Raw genomic sequence first — 20,247 nt, 5'->3', positions numbered from 1 at the left:
CGGGCAGCCCTAGCGGCGGGCGAGCTGGCGGTGGCCGGCGATCACGGCGCGGGCGATGGTCTGGCCGTCGACCTGGACGTGGACCGGCCGGTCGGCGAGCCGTTCGACCGCCTCGGCGAGCCGGGCGATCTGGGCGCGGCTGCCGCCGGCGCCGATCATGCGCTCCAGCTTGCTGAGCGGGATGACGGCCTCGTGCTCGCCGGCCTCACCGATCACGGCGAGGGTGCCGCCGTTGCGGGGCTGGACGACGCCGCCCTTGGCGAGGTGGGGGATGGGGATCTTCGGCAGGCTGATGGAGAAGCTCTTGCCGCCGAAGACCGGCACCCAGCCCGGGATCGAGACCTTGAACCCGTTGAGCGCGCCGATGATGGTGTTGACGGCGGTGGCGAAGGCCCGGAAGGGCGCCAGCATGACGTTGCCGATGCCCTTGAGGATCGGCGTGATCACACCGATCGCCGTCGACACCGCGCTCTGGATCGCCTTCATGCCGGCCTTGAAGCCCTTGGAGACGACGGAGACGATCTTGTCGACGTTGACGAACTTGAGGATGAGCGGCGCGAGCAGCGCCATGATCAGGCCGAACGGGTTGGCGGCCATCACCAGGTTGAGCCCGCGCTGCGCGAGGCTCGCCCCCTTCAGGCCCTTGGCCAGCCCGCCGCCCATGGTCTTGCCGGTCTTGTCGGCGTTCTTGCCGGCCTTACCGACCGACTTCTCGACGGCGTCCGCCTGGCGCTTGACGTCGCGCAGGGCGTTCTTCGCCTTGTCGGCGGACCCCTTGAGCCTGTCGAGGGAGGTCTTGAACTTGTCGGTGCCGCTCCTGGCCTTGCCGAAGGAGGTGTTGGCGTTGTTCAGGCCCGTCCGCAGCTTGCCGACAGCGCTGTTGCCGTTGTTCGCGGAGGTACGGAACTTGCCGAGGGAGGAGCCGGCCTTGTCGGCGCCGCCCTTGACCTTGGTCATGGCGGCGGACGCCTTGTCGCTCCCGCCCTTGATCCTGGACAGGGCGGTGTCGGCCTGCCCTGCGGTGGTCTTCATGCGGCTCAGCGGCGAGGCGGCCTGGTCGACCGATCGCTTGAGCCCGCCCATCTGCTTCGACGCCGAATCGGCGTTCGAGCGCAGGCCGCGCAGTGAACCCGCGGCCTTGTTCAGGGAACTGACCAGAGACATCGTCATTCCTTTCCGCGGGGGTACGCGGCTGTCTTCGTCATCCGATGGCAGTGATGAGGTTGTTGATGCGGCGCTCCAGGTGGTTCAGATGGCTGGCCACCGCCTGGACGTTGCCCACGTTCACCGGCTCGGCCCGACGCGCAGGCGCCACGGAATTGGCTGTCCGATTGCGAAGGCCGCGGATGTACCGCTCCACGCTCTGGATCCGCTGGCCGTGGTCCCGGGCGGTGTCCCTTATTGCGGCGGAACGCTCCCTCGGGTACTGGTCCATGAAACGCTGGACGTGCGGGCGGAGCTCCTTTGCCAAATCCAGGGCGGCCTGCGCATGGATCTTGAGTTTCTCCGGCGACATGCCCCGCATGTCGAGAACCTTGTCCTCGGCGATCTTCGCCAGGTCCCACTTGGTCCACTCGGCCTTGACCAGGGTGGCTTCGGCGTTGAAGCCGTTGAACGTGGCCACGGCGGCATTGGCCTCGGGCTTGATGGCGTTGACCGCGGCGGTCAGCGCGTTGACTTCGCTCTTGAAGACCGTGAATTCCGAGTTCTTGACACCGAAGGTGTCGATGTGGTCCTTGAGGAATTTGACGGCCTGGTCGAGGAAATCCTTGTCGTCCTTCTTCTTCTTTTCCTTCTGGCTTTCCTTTTCCGGTGGGGTGCTCATATCGCCCTCTTCCTTCCGAAATCCCGGCGTGCTATGATCCGTCGATTCACGGTGGTCGCGGTCGACTGAAAATGGCGGGGGAATGAATATTCTTCTCGGGGCTGTTTCCGGAGCGGTGGCCCTGCTGTTCCTGTGGGGCTCGTGGATCGTCGCCGGAAAGGGTGTCGCGGTGCTGCGCGGGGCCCGGCGCGACATGGCGGCCAGTGCGACCGCGAAAGGCACGTGCGTAGGGGCCGGCGGGACGCGCCACTCGTACCGCTACGTGACGCCGGACGGTGCGACGCACGTGGCGTACGTGGCGCGCACCGGCTCCCTCGACACACCGAAGGTCGGATCCACCGCCCTGCTCCGCTACCGCAGGGACGATCCGAAGGTCGCCACCACGTTCGCCACGACCATGATCGTCGTGCCGCTCGGGGGAGCCATGACGCTGATGCTCGCCCTCTTCTGCGCCGCCGCCGCGGCGGTCTGCGGCTTTCTGGCCGTCGCGCTGATGGCGCGGTTCTGAGGGGCCTCGCGGATCCCTCGCGCACAGGGCCGGGACCGGAGCCGGCGTGGGTGCCGGGACCGGGATCGGAGCCGGCGTGGGTGCCGGGACCGGGATCGGAGCCGGCGTGGGTGCCGGGACCGGGATCGGAGCCGGCGTGGGGGCCGGACCTGGATCAGGTGAAGAACCGGGTGAGTTCGGCCGGACCCGGGGTGGCCCGTCCGCTCTCCGGCGAGGTGGCTTCCTCCGCCTCGGCGCCGTCGGGCCGCGGCACCGGCGTCGGGTACTCCAGCGCCTCCGCGTCCTCGTCCTGGTTCACCGTGGCGAACATCCAGTTGGACTCGGCGAGGTGGTCCACCGCGGCGGCGAGCAGGTAGTCGCTCACGCCCCAGTCCGCCGCCTCGCCGTGCACCGCGCGCGCGAGCGCGCTGTCGCGCGGCATGTGCCGGACGAGCACCGCGAGCCGGCGGGAGGAGAGCCGGCCGCGGTGCCAGTCGAGCAGGTCCACGCCGTAATGGCGCAGCAGGTCGGCCTCCAGGGCCTCGGCGTGCTCCTCGACGAGCACGCCGAGGCTCAGCCTTCCCCCAGGCCGAGCCCCGTCTCCTTGCCGTACGCCTCCAGGATCGCCGCGATGTCCTGCATCGTGACCTCGAGGCGGTCGAAGCGGGCGTACTGCTGTTCGCCCAGGAGCAGCCGCAGCAGCCCGTCGACGTCGTTGTCGTCGAGTTCGCGCAGCTTGCGGGCGGTGGCGCGGGTCAGCTCGGTCGGCAGCTGGAAGGCCTGGTCGTCGAGCTCGAACGTCCAGGCGCGGCCGAGCGCTTCCAGGCGCTGGGCGCGCGCGGCGTTGACGTTGAAGGAGGACATGGGTGGGCTCCTTGTGTGAGGAAGGCGTACGGGGGAACGAAGACGCCGGTGCCCGGCGCGCGGCCACGACGGGCCACGCGCCGGACACCGGCGTGGGGGAGGGACGGGCGCCGGGGGAGCGCCGCGCCCTTACGCGTACGACTTGTCCTTCATGATCCAGGTCGCGAGCGTGGAGCTGCCCTCGGGGGCGAGGGCGGTGAAGGTGACACCGAGCTTCAGCGCCCCGGTGCGGGTCAGGGAGATCTCCTCGGTCTCCGTCACCTGGCCGCGCGGGATGATGAAGCGGTACGTGACGTCCGAGCCGTCCTTGAACTCGATGCCGAGCTGGCGCTCGTCCTTCTGCGGCTCGGCGCCCATCGCGTACGTGAAGGTGTCGGTGATGCCGGTGGCCGTCACCGGGGCGACCGCGCCGCCGCCCATGAAGAACGGCAGCGTGTCCTTGTTGAACTGCAGCAGCTGGAACTTCACGGTCAGGTCGCGGTCCGAGTAGATGAACCGGGCCGGGCTCACCGACTGCCAGGTGTCGACCGGGTCGATCTTGTCCTTCTTGTTGAACTTGATGCCGTCGGTGCTGGTGTAGCCGAGCTCGGTCCAGCCGGTGGCCCACTCCTCGGCGGTGTTCTTCGGCGCGGCCGGGGCGTTGGTGCCGGTGCCGGCGACGAGAATGCGGCCGGTGCCGGCGACGCGGATCTGGCTTCCGTTGTTGGCAGGCATGGGAACTCCTCAGGTGAAGGTGCTGCGGACAGGGCGAAGGCCCCGCCGCGGGTGCGACAGGGCCTGTTCGGGGAGCCGCGCGCGGGGCGCGCGGCAGGGGGTGTGGTGCGGCGGTGCCGCGTGGCGGGGCCGGGGGCCGGCCCGTCCGCCGTTACGCGGGCCGGATGGAGAGCCGGACCGTCGAGAGGTACCGGTTGCCGTTCGGCCGGTTGTAGTCGGGCAGCCAGCGCGGGCCGTCCGCCTCGGCCACCTCGGTGACGGACGCGCCGCCGTACACCGTTCCGGCGGCTTCGAGGAGCGCGGCGCGTGCGGTCAGCGCGACCGTGTGGGCGGCGGTCTTGTCCGGCCCGTAGACCTCCAGGTCGAGCAGCGGCTGGTCGAGGTGGAGGTCGTCCACCCAGGCGCCGCCGACGCGGGAGACGAGGACGGCCTTCTGTGTGCCGTCGAAACCGGCGGGCGGCCGGTTGTCGACCACCACCCCGGCCAGTTCCGCCCGGTTCTTCAGGTGGTCGACCACGAGTCGTTCCGCGTCCGGGAAGGCGAGAGGGCTCACATGGACGCTCCCTTCGGGAGAGATCGGGAGAGAGTCGGGAAAACACGAAGCGGCAGGACCGCCGCCCTGGTGGAGGGCGCAGCTCTGCCGCTGCTCCAAGTGTGATCGAGGCCGGCGGCGCCCGCAACCAACTTGCTCCCGGCCTCGGCGGGCCACGCTCCGTATGTCCGCCGCGGACCCCCTCATCTGCGCTACGCTCGCTAACCCGAACAACAGTTCGAGCAAAGTTCGAGCATCAGACGTGGACGCGGAAGGTACGGAGCACCCGGCGGGCGTGAGGAGTGGTGGGGCGTGGAGACGAACACGAGGAGCGGGCGGGCGGCCGGCGGTGACGGCCGATGAGGAACAGCCCGCAGGACCGACTGGCCGACGTCGCCGCCGCAGCGGTCGAGGTCGCGGTGGAGAGCGCCGCGGCAGGTACGTACACCGGAGGGGTGGGGCGCGCCCTGAGCGCCGTGATCGCCAAGGTGGGTGCGCGCATCACCGTCGACGCCGAGCTGCGCGGCTTCTCCAGCGGCTGGCAGGAGGCCGTGGCCGCGCTGACCGCCGAGCCGCCCGCGCCGACGGCGCACGCCCCCGTGTTCCGCATGCCCGCCCGGGCGGGCGGCGCCGAACCCACCTGACACCCGCGCGCGCACGCCGGTTGCGCCCGCATGTCGGGGTACAGGGCGGCGGAGCGCAGGAGGGCGGAGCGCACGGCGCGGAACGCACGGAACCGGAACGCATGAACGCCGGGGCGGCCACTCCCTTCCAGGAGTGGCCGTCCCGGCGTTCCGACGCGCAGGCGTCCGTATGTACGTACGGGGGATCAGGCCCCGCCCGCCCGTGTCTTCCGGCGTGTCGTGCGCTCCGCGGCGAAGACGTCCTCCAGCCGGTAGAGCTGTGCGCGGCCCTGGCGCCCGGCGGGCGACAGGTGCCCGAGCTGCACCCACTTGCGGATGGTGGTGGGCACGACACCCGCCTCCTGCGCTGCCAACTGGCCGGTGACCAGCGACGGGGCCGTCATCGGCGGACGGTTCGCCGGGCTCGTACGGCTCATCGGGCACCTCCGTCGCGCACCGCTCCGGCGGCCGCGGCCGGGACCGCCGCCGACGCGGTCTCGTCCATGCGTGCGGCGATCCGGGCCACACCGCCCTCCGCCGCCTCGGCCAGCTCCTGCCAGGCGTCCTCCGCCCACAGGTGCCGGAAGGCCGGATCGGTCGAGCAGTCGCAGTCGGGCACGCCGCACCGGCACCCGGGGTTCACGCACACCACGGCCCGGCTCGTCGGGAACGCCCGCAGCGACACCGAGTCGCACCACGGGCAGCGTCCCGGCACGCGCACCATCGTCTCCGCCTCGCCGAGCGCCCGGGCGCAGCGCCTCGCCATGCGGCGCATCTCGTCCCGTACGTGCGCGGCGAGCGTGGCGTCCGCGGCGACGCGGTCGAGCAGCCCGGTGATGCGCCGCAGCCGCTGTCCGACGTCGGCCCGGCGCGGGCGGCCGAGACCGAGCCGGTCGTACACCGCCTCCTCCAGCTCCACCACACCGTCGGAGATGTCCCGGATGGCGTCGGAGACGTGGAGGCGGATGGGGGAGGCGGCGTGACCCGGCACGGACAGGCCGTGCCGCTGCTCGTTGAGCAGCGCCTCCTGCCGCTCGGCGCGCAGGCGGGCGGCGCGCGCGGCGAGCTCCGCGGACCCGGGGGCCGGACGGTCGGCGGACGGGGCGCCGCGCCCCGGCGCCGGCGCCAGCTCGGTGAGCAGCTCGGGGAACTGGCTGATCAGCAGGGCGGTCCACAGAGCGGCGTCACGTACGACGCCGACGACGGCAGCGTCGGATGCACCGGTGATGCCGGTCATACCGGTGCTGCCCGGGGTCTCGGTGATGCCGGTGGTGTCGGGAGTCGGGGCGGGGGCGGGAGTGGGCTGGCTGGACATGGAGTGCTGCCTCCTGGGGCGGGTCGTGGCGCCCGGCGGGCCTGCATCGGCCTGCGGTGCCGCGCCGGCGAGGGCGTCGGCCGGAGCGGGGTCGGGCTGCGGGCGGGTGCTGTCAGGCGGCGGCGGTGCCGGTGTCGCTGCCGGGGGTGGTGGCGCCGGCGTCGTCGAGCGGGCGGGTGCGCCGGGCGCGGGCCCGGGCGCCCCGGTTCAGATCGACCGGCCGCCCGTTGTGCCACAGCCGTCCGGCGCTGACGCCGTCGAACCACGTGTGCGCGGGGTCCACCGTCTCCTCGCACTGCCGCGTCACCGGGCAACGCGCACACGCCCGCAGCGCGGGTGCCGCGTCGGCGGGCCGCCGGGCGAAGACCACCTGGGGCGGCATCCCCGCGCAGGCGGCGTCGGCCCGCCACCCGAAGAACTCCCGCGCCTCCTCCCGCGCCTCGGCGGTGGAGGACATGGCCCTGGGCGCGGATGCGGATGCGGATGCGGATGCGGGCGTGGACGTGGACGTGGACGGGCTGGTGTGGAACGGCGGTACGGACATGACGCAGGCCCCCCTGGTGTGCTGCGAACGCATGAACAGAAGCCGGATCAGCTTGTTGCGAGCACGCACATTGGCACGTTGCGAGCGAGCGCGCAACCAAAAGTGGGGAGCGGTCTGTCCGCTTCTCGACGCAACCTTCACACTTGTGTGCGTGTAAGCGCGCAATCGGTGCGCGCAAGAGCGATAGTCTGGTCGCCGCCTCGAAGGGAGGACGTGCCCATGTCCGTCAGCGAACTGGAAGAGTTCACGGCTTGGATCGAAGGGGTGATCCGACGGCAGGGGTACGACATCGACAGCCCGCGCGGCGGCGGAAAATCTCGCCTCGCCGACGAGGCCGGTGTGCACCGCGCGGCCATCACCCGGCTCCTGCAGGGGCAGAGCATGCCCGACCTGGAGACCATGCGCCGCCTCGCCCACGTGCTGCGCGTCCCGGTGCGCGACATGCTCATCAAGTCCGGCAGGCTCACCGAGGAGGACCTGCCGCTGCCCGGTCTGCCGAGGGACGTGCCGCCCGCCGAGGAGACCGCGCCCTCGGCGCTCACCCTGGAGCAGGCCGCGGCCGGACTCGGCATCCCGCCCGACCAGCGCGACATGTTCATCCGCGTCGCGGGGCAATTCCTGCCCGAGTGGTCCGCCGGCCGGCCGGAACGCGAGGGTTCCGCGGGGGCGCTGCAAGGGGATGCGCAGGGTGCCCGCGAGGCCTGACTCCGTTCTCTCGTAAGCTTGTTCGTGCCTGTCCCCACGATTTCGCAGGCTCAATGCCCCGGTGGCGGCCGAGCTGCCGGGGGGTACCGCCATGGGTATGGACGTCGCGGCACGGAGGCTGGACCGGCGTCTTCGGCGGAACCGACGGCGACGGGTTGCGAAAGAGAGTGTGATGGTCGAGAGCGAGGGGTGCTCCCGGCCGGCCGACGACCCGTGTGACGGCGACCCGCGCGCCGCCGACCCGCGCGACGGAGAGGCGGGCCCGACGAAGGCCCGGGGCACCGTCCGCGGACTTCCGGAGCCGGCCGACGACATGCCGGCTCTGCTCGCCACCCTCGGCCGCTACCTGGAGAGCCACGCGCCCCAGGAGGTCGTGGTCCTGCTGCGCGAGGAGCTGGCGCGGCGCGAGTTCCAGGCGTACGTCAACGGCTGGCGCGACGCCGCCGACGAGTACGAACCCGTCCTGGAGGAGGCGCGCCGCATAGCCCAGACCCGCCGTCTGCGGCTGGTCGGCCGTACGCCGGGCCAGGCGGCGGTCATTCCGTTCCCGCAGGGCGACGGCCCGGACGCGGCCGGCTCCTCCGGCTCCGGTGCCGGCGCGGGCAGCTCGGGCGGGAAGGGCAGGCCGGATTCCGCGCGCCCGGGCGCGACCGGCGAGGGGTCCCGGCCGCGCGGCACCTCACGGCCCCCGAACCCCCGGCGCCCTCCCCGGGACCCGAGGCATGCCGACGACACCCGGAACAGCGACGGCTCCGGGAACAGTGACGACGCCAGGGACGGCGACCACACCGAGCGCACCGACCATGCCCGGGACACCCACGACACCGAGCGTGCCGACGACGCCGGGGACACCCACGACTCCGCGGACCCCCGGCGCCCGAAGCACCCCCGCCGCACCGCCCGCCGGCCGGCGCCGAGCGCCCCGCCCGGCGAGAGCGGCGCACCGCACGCCGAACCCGAGGGAGAACCGCAAGGGGAACCCCAGGCCGACCCCCAAGGAGAATCCCAGGACGCACCGCACGGCGAAGCCCGGGCCCACCAGAACACCCGGAGCGCCGCCCCGAGCCCCGACGCCGCTCCCCGCGACGCCGACGACACGCCCGGCCGCAGCACCGGCCCGCGTGGGGCGCGCGGATCCGGGGCCGGCCGGCAGCCGGAGGTCGCCCCGGACCGCGGGTCCGCGGCCGACCGACAGCCGGAGCCCGGGTCCGGGGGATCCGGATCCCCCGGACCCGGCCCCGACCCCCGGTCCGGGTCCGCCGTCACGCCGAGGTCCGGCGTCCCGGCCGGCGACGGGGAAGAGCGGCGGCAGGGGGCCGACGAGCCCCGCGCCGGGTCCGGCACGCCCCAGCTGGTCGCCAAGTCGCGCAACTCCCGAGTGCCCACCATTCCGCGGTTGCCCGCCCGTCGCAGGAGGCCGGGCGACCACCCCTGAGGCGGCGCCCCGCCCCGCCGGGCGACCGATTCGAGGCCGCGCCCCGCTCCGCCGGCGACCACCCCCGGCGCCGCGCCCCGCCCCGCCGCGCGGGCCGCCCCGGTGGCATGGTCATTTGTTTTGACCCAGCTCCGTACGGTAGGTACGCTCAGACCTTGTGCCTGGGGTGTGCCTGGGCTCGTGTGCGTGTCTGCAACCGCACGGCGAGCCGGTCACGGTCACCGCAATCTGCGCTCCTTCCGCCTGACGGCGGGGGTCCGCGGTATTCGACACACCCGACCGCGTGGGTCGGCGACGTTCCAGGTTAGCTTTACTAACGGCACACAGAAACCGGAGAAGTAGTGCCTACGATCCAGCAGCTGGTCCGGAAGGGCCGGCAGGACAAGGTCGAGAAGAACAAGACGCCCGCACTCGAGGGTTCCCCTCAGCGCCGCGGCGTCTGCACGCGTGTGTTCACGACCACCCCGAAGAAGCCGAACTCGGCCCTCCGCAAGGTCGCGCGTGTGCGTCTGACCAGCGGGATCGAGGTCACGGCTTACATTCCGGGTGAGGGACACAACCTGCAGGAGCACTCCATCGTGCTCGTGCGTGGTGGCCGTGTGAAGGACCTGCCGGGTGTTCGTTACAAGATCATCCGCGGCTCGCTCGACACCCAGGGTGTCAAGAACCGCAAGCAGGCCCGCAGCCGCTACGGCGCCAAGAAGGAGAAGTAAGAATGCCTCGTAAGGGCCCCGCCCCGAAGCGCCCGGTCATCATCGACCCGGTTTACGGTTCTCCTCTGGTGACCTCGCTCATCAACAAGATCCTGCTGAACGGCAAGCGTTCCACCGCCGAGCGGATCGTCTACGGCGCCATGGAAGGCCTCCGCGAGAAGACCGGCAACGACCCGGTCATCACGCTGAAGCGCGCCCTCGAGAACGTCAAGCCGTCTCTCGAGGTCAAGTCCCGCCGTGTCGGTGGCGCCACCTACCAGGTGCCGATCGAGGTCAAGCCCGGTCGCGCCTCCACTCTCGCGCTGCGCTGGCTGGTCGGCTACTCGCGCGCCCGTCGCGAGAAGACCATGACCGAGCGCCTCATGAACGAGCTCCTGGACGCCTCGAACGGCCTCGGCGCTTCGGTCAAGAAGCGTGAGGACACGCACAAGATGGCCGAGTCCAACAAGGCCTTCGCGCACTACCGCTGGTAGTCGCACCCACATCGAGACCGAGAGAAGACTGAAGCCTTATGGCTACCACTTCGCTTGACCTGGCCAGGGTCCGCAACATCGGGATCATGGCCCACATCGACGCGGGCAAGACGACCACCACCGAGCGGATCCTGTTCTACACCGGCGTTTCGTACAAGATCGGTGAGGTCCACGACGGCGCCGCCACGATGGACTGGATGGAGCAGGAGCAGGAGCGCGGCATCACGATCACGTCCGCCGCGACGACCTGCCACTGGTCGCTCGAGGACGTCGATCACACCATCAACATCATCGACACCCCGGGTCACGTCGACTTCACCGTCGAGGTGGAGCGTTCGCTCCGCGTCCTCGACGGTGCCGTGACGGTGTTCGACGGTGTGGCCGGTGTGGAGCCGCAGTCCGAGACCGTGTGGCGTCAGGCGGACCGCTACGGCGTTCCGCGTATCTGCTTCGTCAACAAGCTCGACCGCACGGGTGCCGAGTTCCACCGCTGCGTCGACATGATCAGCGACCGCCTGGGCGCGCAGCCGATCGTCATGCAGCTCCCGATCGGCGCCGAGGCCGACTTCAAGGGCGTCATCGACCTCGTTCGGATGAAGGCCCTGGTCTGGTCCGCCGAGGCCGCCAAGGGCGAGATGTACGACATCGTCGACATCCCGGACACCCACACCGAGGCTGCCGAGGAGTACCGCGGCAAGCTGCTCGAGGCCGTGGCCGAGAACGACGAAGAGATCATGGAGCTGTACCTGGAGGGCCAGGAGCCGTCCGAGGAGCAGCTGTACGCCGCGATCCGTCGTATCACCATCGCCTCCGGCAAGGGCACCGGCACCACGGTCACCCCGGTGTTCTGTGGCACCGCGTTCAAGAACAAGGGCGTCCAGCCCCTGCTCGACGCGGTCGTGCGCTACCTGCCGTCGCCCGTCGACATCGAGGCCATCGAGGGCCACGACGTCAAGGACGCGGAGACGGTCGTCAAGCGCAAGCCGTCCGACGACGAGCCGCTGTCGGCGCTGGCGTTCAAGATCATGAGCGACCCGCACCTCGGCAAGCTCACCTTCGTCCGGATCTACTCCGGTCGCCTGGAGTCCGGCACCTCGGTGCTGAACTCCGTCAAGGGCAAGAAGGAGCGCATCGGCAAGATCTACCGCATGCACGCGAACAAGCGTGAGGAGATCGACTCGGTGGGCGCGGGCGACATCATCGCCGTCATGGGTCTGAAGCAGACCACGACCGGTGAGACGCTCTGCGACGAGAAGTCCCCGGTGATCCTGGAGTCCATGGACTTCCCGGCGCCGGTCATCGAGGTCGCGATCGAGCCCAAGTCCAAGGGTGACCAGGAGAAGCTGGGTGTCGCCATCCAGCGTCTCGCGGAGGAGGACCCCTCCTTCCAGGTGCACACCAACGAGGAGACCGGCCAGACCGTCATCGGCGGTATGGGCGAGCTTCACCTCGAGGTGCTCGTCGACCGCATGAAGCGCGAGTTCAAGGTCGAGGCCAACGTCGGCAAGCCGCAGGTCGCGTACCGCGAGACGATCCGCAAGGCCGTCGAGCGCGTGGACTACACCCACAAGAAGCAGACCGGTGGTACCGGTCAGTTCGCCAAGGTGCAGATCGCGGTCGAGCCGATCGAGGGCGGCGACGCCTCGTACGAGTTCGTCAACAAGGTCACCGGTGGCCGCATCCCGAAGGAATACATTCCTTCCGTGGACGCCGGCTGCCAGGAGGCCATGCAGTTCGGCATCCTCGCGGGCTACGAGATGACGGGCGTCCGCGTCACGCTTCTCGACGGTGCCTACCACGAGGTCGACTCGTCCGAGCTCGCCTTCAAGATCGCCGGTTCGCAGGCCTTCAAGGAGGCCGCGCGCAAGGCGTCCCCGGTGCTCCTCGAGCCGATGATGGCCGTCGAGGTCACCACGCCCGAGGACTACATGGGCGACGTCATCGGTGACATCAACTCCCGCCGTGGCCAGATCCAGGCCATGGAGGAGAGGGCGGGTGCCCGGGTCGTCAAGGGCCTGGTGCCGCTCTCGGAGATGTTCGGCTACGTCGGCGACCTCCGCAGCAAGACCTCGGGTCGCGCAAGCTACTCGATGCAGTTCGACTCCTACGCCGAGGTTCCGCGGAACGTCGCCGAGGAGATCATCGCGAAGGCCAAGGGCGAGTAACTCTTCCGAGTTCACGCCGTAGGCTTGACACCGTCCGCCGGGGCAGCGCCCCGAACCCGAGGCAACGCCCCGGCGGGTGGCACCCCAGCAAAGATCACCTGGCGCCGATGAGTAAGGCGTACAGAACCACTCCACAGGAGGACCCCAGTGGCGAAGGCGAAGTTCGAGCGGACTAAGCCGCACGTCAACATCGGCACCATCGGTCACATCGACCACGGTAAGACGACCCTCACGGCCGCCATTACCAAGGTGCTGCACGACAAGTACCCGGACCTGAACGAGGCTTCGGCCTTCGACCAGATCGACAAGGCTCCTGAGGAGCGTCAGCGCGGTATCACCATCTCCATCGCGCACGTCGAGTACCAGACGGAGTCGCGTCACTACGCGCACGTCGACTGCCCGGGTCACGCGGACTACATCAAGAACATGATCACCGGTGCCGCGCAGATGGACGGCGCCATCCTCGTGGTCGCCGCCACCGACGGCCCGATGCCGCAGACCAAGGAGCACGTGCTCCTGGCCCGCCAGGTCGGCGTTCCGTACATCGTCGTCGCCCTGAACAAGGCCGACATGGTGGACGACGAGGAGATCCTGGAGCTCGTCGAGCTCGAGGTGCGTGAGCTCCTCTCCGAGTACGAGTTCCCGGGCGACGACGTTCCGGTCGTCAAGGTCTCCGCTCTGAAGGCGCTCGAGGGCGACCCGGAGTGGGCCGAGTCGGTCCTGAACCTGATGAACGCCGTCGACGAGTCGATCCCGCAGCCGGAGCGCGACGTCGACAAGCCGTTCCTCATGCCGATCGAGGACGTCTTCACGATCACCGGTCGCGGTACGGTCGTCACCGGCCGTATCGAGCGTGGTGTCCTGAAGGTCAACGAGACCGTCGACATCATCGGCATCAAGACCGAGAAGACCACCACCACGGTCACCGGCATCGAGATGTTCCGCAAGCTGCTCGACGAGGGCCAGGCCGGTGAGAACGTCGGTCTGCTCCTCCGTGGCATCAAGCGCGAGGACGTCGAGCGCGGCCAGGTCATCATCAAGCCGGGCTCGGTCACCCCGCACACCGAGTTCGAGGCGCAGGCCTACATCCTGTCCAAGGACGAGGGTGGCCGCCACACGCCGTTCTTCAACAACTACCGCCCGCAGTTCTACTTCCGTACCACGGACGTGACCGGCGTCGTGACCCTCCCCGAGGGCACCGAGATGGTCATGCCGGGCGACAACACCACCATGTCGGTCTCGCTGATCCAGCCGGTCGCCATGGAGGAGGGCCTCAAGTTCGCCATCCGCGAGGGTGGCCGGACCGTGGGCGCCGGCCAGGTCACCAAGATCGTCAAGTAAGTACGCTTGACCGTCTGACCTGGTAGCTCGCAGAGCTGCAAGCGAAGGGCCCGTACGACCTCGGTCGTACGGGCCCTTTCGCCGTTCCCGGGGCGCCGGGGCCGCCGGCCGGGAGGTTTGATTTCTCTGTTCGAATGCGGGGATCATGGCGGCTCGGCCCGGGGGTGCCCGGGACAACGGGGACACGGGGAGGTCCGCGGATGGCATGGGACGAGTGGGAGCAGCTCAAGACCGACGCGGCGGGGCGCAGTTCCACGCAGATGCAGCTCAACCAGTACCCCGCCGACCAGGGCGGCGGTACGCCGGAGAAGCTGAAGTCGGAGAAGCGGGTCTGGGCCAAGGCCGGTGAGGGCGTCCGGCGGCTGAAGGACGACCTCGGCAAGGCGCAGACCAAGCTGGAGGACGGGCAGGCCGGGCTGGGGGAGACGACCGGGTGCCAGACGGCGGCGGCGCAGAAGGAGCTGTACGAGTCCTGGAAGAAGTACGTCGGGGACGTCGGCACCCGCTGCGGTGATCTGGGCGGGCTGCTGGAGCGCTCCGGGCGGGACCTGCAGATGCTCGACTCGTCCCTCCAGACGGAGCTCGACAGGATCAAGGCGCAGTACCAGGACACCGAGGCCGTCGGCGGCCAGGCGAAGGACAAGTGATCCGCGGCCATGGACCTTGCGACCCTGAAGGCGTTCAAGCCCTCCGAGTACGAGGAAGCCGCGGACGGTTACCGCGCGACGGGCGACATGGCCATGATGGCCAAGGACAAGATCGACAACGAGGTCTGTCCGGGCATCCGGCGCGAGCTGGAGGGCGCGACGGCGAAGGCCGCGCTCGGGCAGCTGCAGGAGCTCTCGAAGAACTTCCACTACGTCCAGACGGAGTGCGGGCTGATCAGCACCGCGCTCAACGGCTTCGCCTTCGACATGGCGGCGGCCAAGCGGAAGCTGGAGGCGGCGCTGGCGGACGCGAGCGCCAACGGCTGCACCGTCAACCCCGACGGATCGGTCACCTTCCCCGCGGGCGGCGACGCGGTCGACGGGAAGGTCCCCGAGGGCGGCACCGTGCAGAGCACCGGCACCCCGACGGACCCGACGGCCGCGGCGATGTACCGGCAGGCGGCCAACGTCCATCCGAACCCCAACTACGGCAAGGCCCTCGGGTTCGCGAGCCGGATCTCCGACGCGGTGAAGGAGGCCACCGACGCGGACGCGAAGTGGGCCCCGAAGCTCCGCGCGCTCAAGGCCGACGACGACCTCGTGGTCTCCCACCGCGACTGGGCCGACGCGCAGTCGGACATGGGCGGGGTCCGCGAAGCCGGCAAGACCTACCTGGAGTCCCTGCCGCAGCCCCCCAAGGACGGCACGCCGAAGGACAACGCGGCGTGGTGGAAGAAGCTCAGCGCGGAGGAGCAGGCGGCCTGGCTCTCGCTCCAGCCCGGCACCGTCGGCGGGCTCGACGGTCTGCCGTCCACGGTCCGCGACGAGGCCAACCGCACCGTCTTCGAGGAGAAGCGGGGCCAGCTGCAGATGGAGCTGGACTCCATCCCCAAGCCGCCCGCCAACGAGTGGACCTGGATCACGGCCGGGCCGTACCCGTCGAAGGTGCACACCGACGAGTGGATGGCGTGGCACAACAAGTACGGGGACCGGTACGAGCAGCTCAACAAGTCCCTGAACGGGATGAAGAGCATTCAGGAGCGCTTCGACCAGACAGGGGTGCGAGGACTGCCCGAAGCGTATCTGCTCGGCTTCAGTCCGGAGGGCAACGGCCGCGCCATCGTGGCGAACGGCAATCCCGACACGGCCGACCACCAGGCGGTGTACGTGCCCGGCACGACGTCGAACCTCGGCAGCATCGGCGGTGACATCAACCGGATGGTCGAGACCTGGCGTGTGGCGAGCGACGAGGCCGACGGCAAGTCGGTTTCCACCATCACCTGGCTCGGGTACGACGCGCCGCAGAACATCGTCAAGGACTCCCCGTTCAGCCACTACGCGAACGACGGAGCCCCGGCGTTCAACCGGTTCATGGACGGCCTCGACGCCTCGCGGACCGTCGAGTCGGACCCGCACCGCACGGCCATCGGCCACTCCTACGGCACGACCCTCATCGGATCGGCGGCGCGTCAGGGCGACCTCAACGCGGACGACGTGATCCTCGCGGGCAGCCCGGGTGTGCAGGTGCCCAAGGCGGAGGACATGGACGTGCCCAAGGGGCACGTGTGGAACCAGGAGGCGGACGGGGACCCCGTCCCGGACATCGGACGCTTCGGGCACGGCGGGACCGACTGGGACGGCCCCTGGACCATTCCCAGTGACGAGCGCTTCGGCGCCAACCAGCTCACCACGGACACCGAGGGGCACAGTGACTACTGGAAGGAAGACACCAAGAGCCTGCTGAACCAAGGCCTGGTCGTCGCCGGCAAGGGCGATGAAGCGGAACAGGTGAAGCCGCGGCCCGTCTACGAGCGGACGCGCTAGCCGTGCCGACGCCGCCTTCCGCCCCCCGGCGCGCCGGGAGACACCGCGACGACCGGAGCTGAAACCCGCCCTGACAAGCGTGGCCGGCTCACGCCACCGCCCGACCCATCGAGGCTCCCGCATTGAAGACCAGACTGGGCGCTCAGGCGCTCTTCGTGTCCCTCGTCCTCACCACACTCACCGGATGCAGCATGAACGAATCGGACGACATCCCGCTCACGGGCACCGCCACCTCTCCCGCCGCGGCCGATGAGGCGGAGCGGATCTCCAGCGAGATCTACGACCTGATCGGCATCAAGGGCAAGGCGTCCGACACCGGGCCGGGTGTATCGGACTGCTCGGACAAGGACCCGGAGAAGTTCTTCCGGATCTTCCACAAGTGGAGCTTCGTGCCCGCATCGGCGGATCAGCTCGGGGGCGCGATGGAACGCCTCAAGGAGGAACTGCCCAAGCACGGCTGGAAGGTCGTGGAGTACGGGCGCGACACCAGCAAGAACGAGAATCTCCAGCTCACGGCCGACAACGACAAGAAGAAGTACAGCGTCAACATCGTCCACCGAGCGAAGAACGATCCGCCCAAGCTCAGCCTGATGGTCGTGTCCGGCTGCTACCAGGTGCCCGAGGGCGAGAAGGTCGAGCGCTTCTGAGCGCCCCACCCCGGCCGGCCGGAGCCCGGCCGGGGGCTCAGCCCTCGGTGCGCGGCTCGGGCGCCCAGGTCCACGGGTGGGCGTCGGCGCCGAGGCCGATGGCGAGGGGGCCGTGCTCCGGGTGGACGTGGAGGGCCGCCGACTCCAGGGCCACGGCGCCCTGCGTACGAGTGACCAGGCGGCCCGCGACCGTGCGGACGAGCACGCGGCCCTGCAGGTCCTTGCCGATCAGCAGCGGGCCGCGGGGCGTGGCGGCGGCGGCGACCGGGCCGTACCCGTCGAGCGCGACGCGGGCCGGGGCGGCCCCGTCGACCCGTACCGCCGTCAGCTCCTTGCGGGTGGGCGCGCGGTAGTACAGCTCCAGGCCGCCGTCGGGGGCGGCCGCCACGGCCACCGGGTCCCCGGAGACCGGGAGCCCGCTGTCCGGGCGGAACGCCAGCGGCTGCCCCGGCGCGTCCTGCGTCCAGTGGTGGACGCCGTCCCGCCCGGCCGCGAAGAGGTGGACGCGGCCGGCCGGGTCCACCGTGGCCGACAGGCCGTCCTGGACCTCCTCGCCGCCGAGGTCCCGCCACGGCCCCCAGGTGCCGTCGGCCGCCCGGATCCGGGTGCTGACGCCCTTGTCCGCGTTGCGGACGAAGAGGTGCACGCGGTCCTCGCGGTCCGTCACCGCCACCGGAACGCCGAGCCGGCGCCCGCGGTCGTCGTCCGGCTCCGGGTTGCCGAGCCCCCGCCAGGCGAGGAACGGACCGCCCGCGGAGCGCTGCTCCAGCAGGACGACCTCGCGCCTGTTGGCGCCGCCGTGCCCGCCGAGCGCCGCGAACCGCAGCCCGAAGAGCAGGCGCCGCCCGTCCTCGAGGGCCGCCGAGCCGAGGCCGGGCGCGAGGGGGCCGCCACCCAGGTCGTCCGGCTCGCCCCACTGGCCGCTGCCGCGCTCGGTCTCGTGCCAGCGCACGGCCCGCAGACCCAGCACCCCGTACACCGCGAGCCGCCCGCCGGGCTCGGTGACCACGACGGGGCCCGGGTCCGGGTAGCGGTAGTGGGTGGCCCGCACCCAGCCCTTCTTGTTGGTGAGGGGCCGGGTCCCGCCGACGTTGTAGTCGCCGCAGCCGGCGCTGTTGCCGCACTGCCAGGACGGGTCCCCGCCGTACGGGACGAGGTGCGCGGCCTTCTCGCGCAGGACCGGCCCGGGGAGGTTCTTGGGCCAGTGGCGGTTGTAGTAGCCGCGGAAGGAGGTGGCGACGAAGGCGGGTATCGCGCCGCCGTCCTTCGTCGCGTGCGCGACCCAGCGGATCATGGCGGCCCAGCTGAAGGACGCGACGGCCGTGTGGTCGGCGTGGTCCGAGTAGCCGGGCTGCTCGGAGTCCCGCTTGCGGGTCCGCTCGTCGCTGTGCTGGATGTCCGGGTCGGGGTCCAGGGTGTGGATGACGGTCGGCCGGTACTGCTCCATGAGCCCGACGAGGACGTCGATGAGCCGGTCGTAGTCGTAGTCGTCGGCCTTGCGCACGGGGGAGTCGTCGGCGACGACGGTCCGCAGGCCGAGCTGGCGGTCCTTCCACAGGCTGGGTACGGCCATCCAGCGGCGGGGCGTGTGCATGGCCAGGTTGAGGAAGACCAGCTCGACGCGGCGGTTGCCGTTGGTCAGCGTGTTGATCTCGGCGCGGCGGTCACCGCGGAGGGTGAGGACGCCCTTCTGCCACGGGGTGAACTTGTCGAGGCCGAGCATCGCCGCGTACGCCTGGCGCAGGCCCTGGTGCCGCGCGGAGGAGTAGGCCGACTTGTCGGCGGTGATGTCCTTGCGGCCGGGGATGTGGTTCTTGCCGTCGTGCTCGCCCGCGGTGACGTAGACGGAGACGAGCGGGACACCGGCGTCGACCATGCGCTGGGTGTCCGGGTTCATGAAGTACAGGTCGTCGTCCGGGTGCGCCGCGATCTGCATCAGCTGCGCGCGCCGGGAACTGGTGATCGGTATGCCGGGCGCCGGGTCCGCGGTCGGCCCGCTGCGCCGGGGCGTCGGTACGGTGCACCCGGTCATCCCCGCGACGACCGCGGCCGCCGTGGCCGCGAGCACCCCGCGCCTCCGCAGCCCCGCCGTGGCCCGCGCGACGGCAGGGCGCAGCCCGGCCCCCCGTATGTCCTTCACGTGTTGAGCTCCCCGTCCGCTTCCCCCGCAGCGGTGCCCCCGTCTGCGTCATACCGTCCCGGATCGCGGCGCCGGGGCTGGTCCGAGCCACGTCGCCGCGATCTGCTAGACGGATTATCGGTGGGGCGGGTTGCCTGCCGGGCAGCGGGGCGTACGACCGGCGAGCGCCATGGCCGTACGGGGCCACGTGCGCCGACGCGGGGAGCCGCGCCGGCCGCGGGCCTCGGGAGCCGGGGACCGGGCTCGGGAGCCGCCCCGGGCCTCGGGAGCCGGGCCCGGACGAGCGTCTTCCGGTCAGGGCCGCGAACCCCGCGAGATCAGGACGACGGGCCCTGGCCGGCCGCCCACCGCACCTCGCCCGTCCCCAGCGCGAGCGTCGCCCGCACCCGCATGGGGTCGTCGCCCCGGCGGGAGAGCAGCGCCAGTTCCGTGACGCGGGCCGTCATGGTGCCGAGCAGGTCGGCGCAGTGGGCGGCGAGGCGGCGCGGCTCCCGCGTCCGGCCCAGCGAGAGGTGCGGGGTGAAGCCCCTGCCGCGCTCGCCGCACAGCGGGAACCGCTCCTCCAGCGCCTCGTACAGCCGCGCCCACGGCTCCCCGCCCGCCGCCGCCGGGTCGAGCCACACGGTCGCGTCGTACCGGTGACGGAACCAGCGCACCCCCTCCAGCCGGACGGCGAACGCGGGCACCCGCGCCACCGCGGCGCCGAGCAGCGGGGCCGCGCGCCCGAAGTCCTCCTCCGGTACGAAGCCGAAGAGCACGTTCACGTGGGGCGGCCAGCGGTGGAACTGCCGGTCGTGCTCGTGGCGGATGTGCTGGATCGCCGGCCACAGCCGGGCGGGGGGAAGCCACGCCAGGGCCGTACGCGGTGTCGGAGGCACGGCCAGGACCCCGCCGGCGGCACTCTCCCCGCCGGCCTCCCCCGGGTCCCGGAGCGGCCGCCGGTCGCTCACCCGTCCGGCGGCGGTCCCGTCGATGCGGTCCACGCCCGTCGAACGGTCCCAGACCACCTCGCCGTCCGCCTCGAAGAACACCACCCGGTGCCAGGGGATGTCACCGCCGGGTACGAAGTCCTCCAGCGCCAGGCGCCCCGGCTCGGCGGCCTCGCGGCGGCTGATGCCCATCACGAACCGGGCGGGGTCGAACCGCGGATCCCAGCGGATGCGGTGGTAGATCTCGTCGCTCGTACGCATGAAGCCCCGGCCTCCTCGTCCGCCCCCCTCCACCGTGCCACCGGCGGGCCGGCGCGCCCACGT

22 protein-coding genes are annotated in these 20,247 nt (G+C 71.1%); 11 read left to right on the top strand and 11 right to left on the bottom strand.

From position 1 onward, the window contains the following. Positions 1-9: 9 nt before the first annotated feature. Together ACIA79_RS24460 and ACIA79_RS24455 are read right to left on the bottom strand one after the other, a co-directional pair. Positions 10-1,164, bottom strand: a complete 1,155-nt coding sequence (locus ACIA79_RS24460; protein ID WP_399430458.1) for a hypothetical protein — start codon at positions 1,162-1,164, stop codon at positions 10-12. Between the two features lie 37 nt (positions 1,165-1,201). Beyond that, positions 1,202-1,825 (bottom strand): hypothetical protein, encoded by a 624-nt coding sequence (locus ACIA79_RS24455; RefSeq protein ID WP_399430457.1) that lies wholly within the window; start codon positions 1,823-1,825, stop codon positions 1,202-1,204. 82 nt (positions 1,826-1,907) lie between these two features. Between ACIA79_RS24455 and ACIA79_RS24450 the strand changes: the two genes are divergently transcribed. Beyond that, the gene (locus ACIA79_RS24450) at positions 1,908-2,333 is read left to right on the top strand and encodes a hypothetical protein (RefSeq protein ID WP_399430456.1); all 426 of its coding nucleotides are present in this window, start codon (positions 1,908-1,910) and stop codon (positions 2,331-2,333) included. A 154-nt stretch (positions 2,334-2,487) separates the two neighbouring features. On the opposite strand, the gene ACIA79_RS24445 is transcribed toward ACIA79_RS24450, so the two are convergent. From ACIA79_RS24445 to ACIA79_RS24430, 4 genes are all read right to left on the bottom strand, one after another. Beyond that, on the bottom strand, positions 2,488-2,820 hold the full coding sequence (locus ACIA79_RS24445) for a hypothetical protein (RefSeq protein ID WP_399430501.1): 333 nt from the start codon (positions 2,818-2,820) through the stop codon (positions 2,488-2,490). Between the two features lie 65 nt (positions 2,821-2,885). After that, positions 2,886-3,176 (bottom strand): hypothetical protein, encoded by a 291-nt coding sequence (locus ACIA79_RS24440; RefSeq protein ID WP_399430455.1) that lies wholly within the window; start codon positions 3,174-3,176, stop codon positions 2,886-2,888. A gap of 129 nt (positions 3,177-3,305) precedes the next feature. Next, the gene (locus ACIA79_RS24435; protein ID WP_399430454.1) at positions 3,306-3,890 is read right to left on the bottom strand and encodes a phage tail protein; all 585 of its coding nucleotides are present in this window, start codon (positions 3,888-3,890) and stop codon (positions 3,306-3,308) included. Positions 3,891-4,041: 151 nt separating this feature from the next. Then, a complete protein-coding gene (locus tag ACIA79_RS24430; protein WP_031076631.1) occupies positions 4,042-4,443 on the bottom strand; it encodes a hypothetical protein in 402 nt (133 codons plus the stop codon). Positions 4,444-4,781: 338 nt separating this feature from the next. Between ACIA79_RS24430 and ACIA79_RS24425 the strand changes: the two genes are divergently transcribed. After that, positions 4,782-5,066 (top strand): hypothetical protein, encoded by a 285-nt coding sequence (locus ACIA79_RS24425; RefSeq protein WP_399430453.1) that lies wholly within the window; start codon positions 4,782-4,784, stop codon positions 5,064-5,066. A gap of 185 nt (positions 5,067-5,251) precedes the next feature. Here ACIA79_RS24425 and ACIA79_RS24420 read toward each other — a convergent pair whose 3' ends face one another. From ACIA79_RS24420 to ACIA79_RS24410, 3 genes are all read right to left on the bottom strand, one after another. After that, a complete protein-coding gene (locus ACIA79_RS24420; RefSeq protein ID WP_399430500.1) occupies positions 5,252-5,449 on the bottom strand; it encodes a hypothetical protein in 198 nt (65 codons plus the stop codon). Between the two features lie 29 nt (positions 5,450-5,478). Next, on the bottom strand, positions 5,479-6,360 hold the full coding sequence (locus ACIA79_RS24415; RefSeq protein WP_399430452.1) for a hypothetical protein: 882 nt from the start codon (positions 6,358-6,360) through the stop codon (positions 5,479-5,481). A gap of 112 nt (positions 6,361-6,472) precedes the next feature. Beyond that, a complete protein-coding gene (locus tag ACIA79_RS24410; protein ID WP_399430451.1) occupies positions 6,473-6,973 on the bottom strand; it encodes a WhiB family transcriptional regulator in 501 nt (166 codons plus the stop codon). A 150-nt stretch (positions 6,974-7,123) separates the two neighbouring features. Here ACIA79_RS24410 and ACIA79_RS24405 point away from each other — a divergent pair, with 150 nt between their 5' ends. The 9 genes from ACIA79_RS24405 (at position 7,124) to ACIA79_RS24365 (ending at position 16,854) form a co-directional block, all read left to right on the top strand. Then, a complete protein-coding gene (locus ACIA79_RS24405) occupies positions 7,124-7,609 on the top strand; it encodes a helix-turn-helix transcriptional regulator (RefSeq protein ID WP_399430450.1) in 486 nt (161 codons plus the stop codon). 172 nt (positions 7,610-7,781) lie between these two features. Then, positions 7,782-9,044 carry a hypothetical protein gene (locus tag ACIA79_RS24400; RefSeq protein ID WP_399430449.1) on the top strand — a complete coding sequence of 421 codons (1,263 nt, stop codon included), beginning with the start codon at positions 7,782-7,784 and terminating at the stop codon, positions 9,042-9,044. A gap of 341 nt (positions 9,045-9,385) precedes the next feature. Next, on the top strand, positions 9,386-9,757 hold the full coding sequence (rpsL, locus tag ACIA79_RS24395; protein ID WP_003948652.1) for a 30S ribosomal protein S12: 372 nt from the start codon (positions 9,386-9,388) through the stop codon (positions 9,755-9,757). A gap of 2 nt (positions 9,758-9,759) precedes the next feature. Continuing rightward, positions 9,760-10,230, top strand: a complete 471-nt coding sequence (gene rpsG / locus ACIA79_RS24390; RefSeq protein ID WP_031076642.1) for a 30S ribosomal protein S7 — start codon at positions 9,760-9,762, stop codon at positions 10,228-10,230. A gap of 38 nt (positions 10,231-10,268) precedes the next feature. Further along, positions 10,269-12,395, top strand: coding sequence for an elongation factor G (gene fusA, locus ACIA79_RS24385; RefSeq protein WP_399430448.1), 2,127 nt, complete (start codon positions 10,269-10,271; stop codon positions 12,393-12,395). A 147-nt stretch (positions 12,396-12,542) separates the two neighbouring features. Then, the gene (gene tuf, locus ACIA79_RS24380; RefSeq protein ID WP_031076645.1) at positions 12,543-13,736 is read left to right on the top strand and encodes an elongation factor Tu; all 1,194 of its coding nucleotides are present in this window, start codon (positions 12,543-12,545) and stop codon (positions 13,734-13,736) included. A 200-nt stretch (positions 13,737-13,936) separates the two neighbouring features. Next, a complete protein-coding gene (locus ACIA79_RS24375; RefSeq protein ID WP_399430447.1) occupies positions 13,937-14,383 on the top strand; it encodes a hypothetical protein in 447 nt (148 codons plus the stop codon). A gap of 9 nt (positions 14,384-14,392) precedes the next feature. Continuing rightward, positions 14,393-16,207, top strand: coding sequence for an alpha/beta hydrolase (locus ACIA79_RS24370; protein WP_399430446.1), 1,815 nt, complete (start codon positions 14,393-14,395; stop codon positions 16,205-16,207). 122 nt (positions 16,208-16,329) lie between these two features. Then, complete coding sequence (locus tag ACIA79_RS24365; RefSeq protein WP_399430445.1) at positions 16,330-16,854, top strand: hypothetical protein; 525 nt, start codon at positions 16,330-16,332, stop codon at positions 16,852-16,854. 37 nt (positions 16,855-16,891) lie between these two features. Here ACIA79_RS24365 and ACIA79_RS24360 read toward each other — a convergent pair whose 3' ends face one another. Further along, positions 16,892-18,886, bottom strand: a complete 1,995-nt coding sequence (locus ACIA79_RS24360; protein WP_399430499.1) for a PIG-L family deacetylase — start codon at positions 18,884-18,886, stop codon at positions 16,892-16,894. A gap of 425 nt (positions 18,887-19,311) precedes the next feature. Next, entirely contained in the window at positions 19,312-20,184 is an 873-nt protein-coding gene (locus tag ACIA79_RS24355; RefSeq protein ID WP_399430444.1) for an RNA repair domain-containing protein, read from the bottom strand. Positions 20,185-20,247: the final 63 nt, after the last annotated feature.

This window comes from Streptomyces sp. NPDC051310, from assembly GCF_044455245.1.
GTDB lineage: Bacteria > Actinomycetota > Actinomycetes > Streptomycetales > Streptomycetaceae > Streptomyces.
This window is presented reverse-complemented; position numbering and strand designations above follow the sequence as displayed.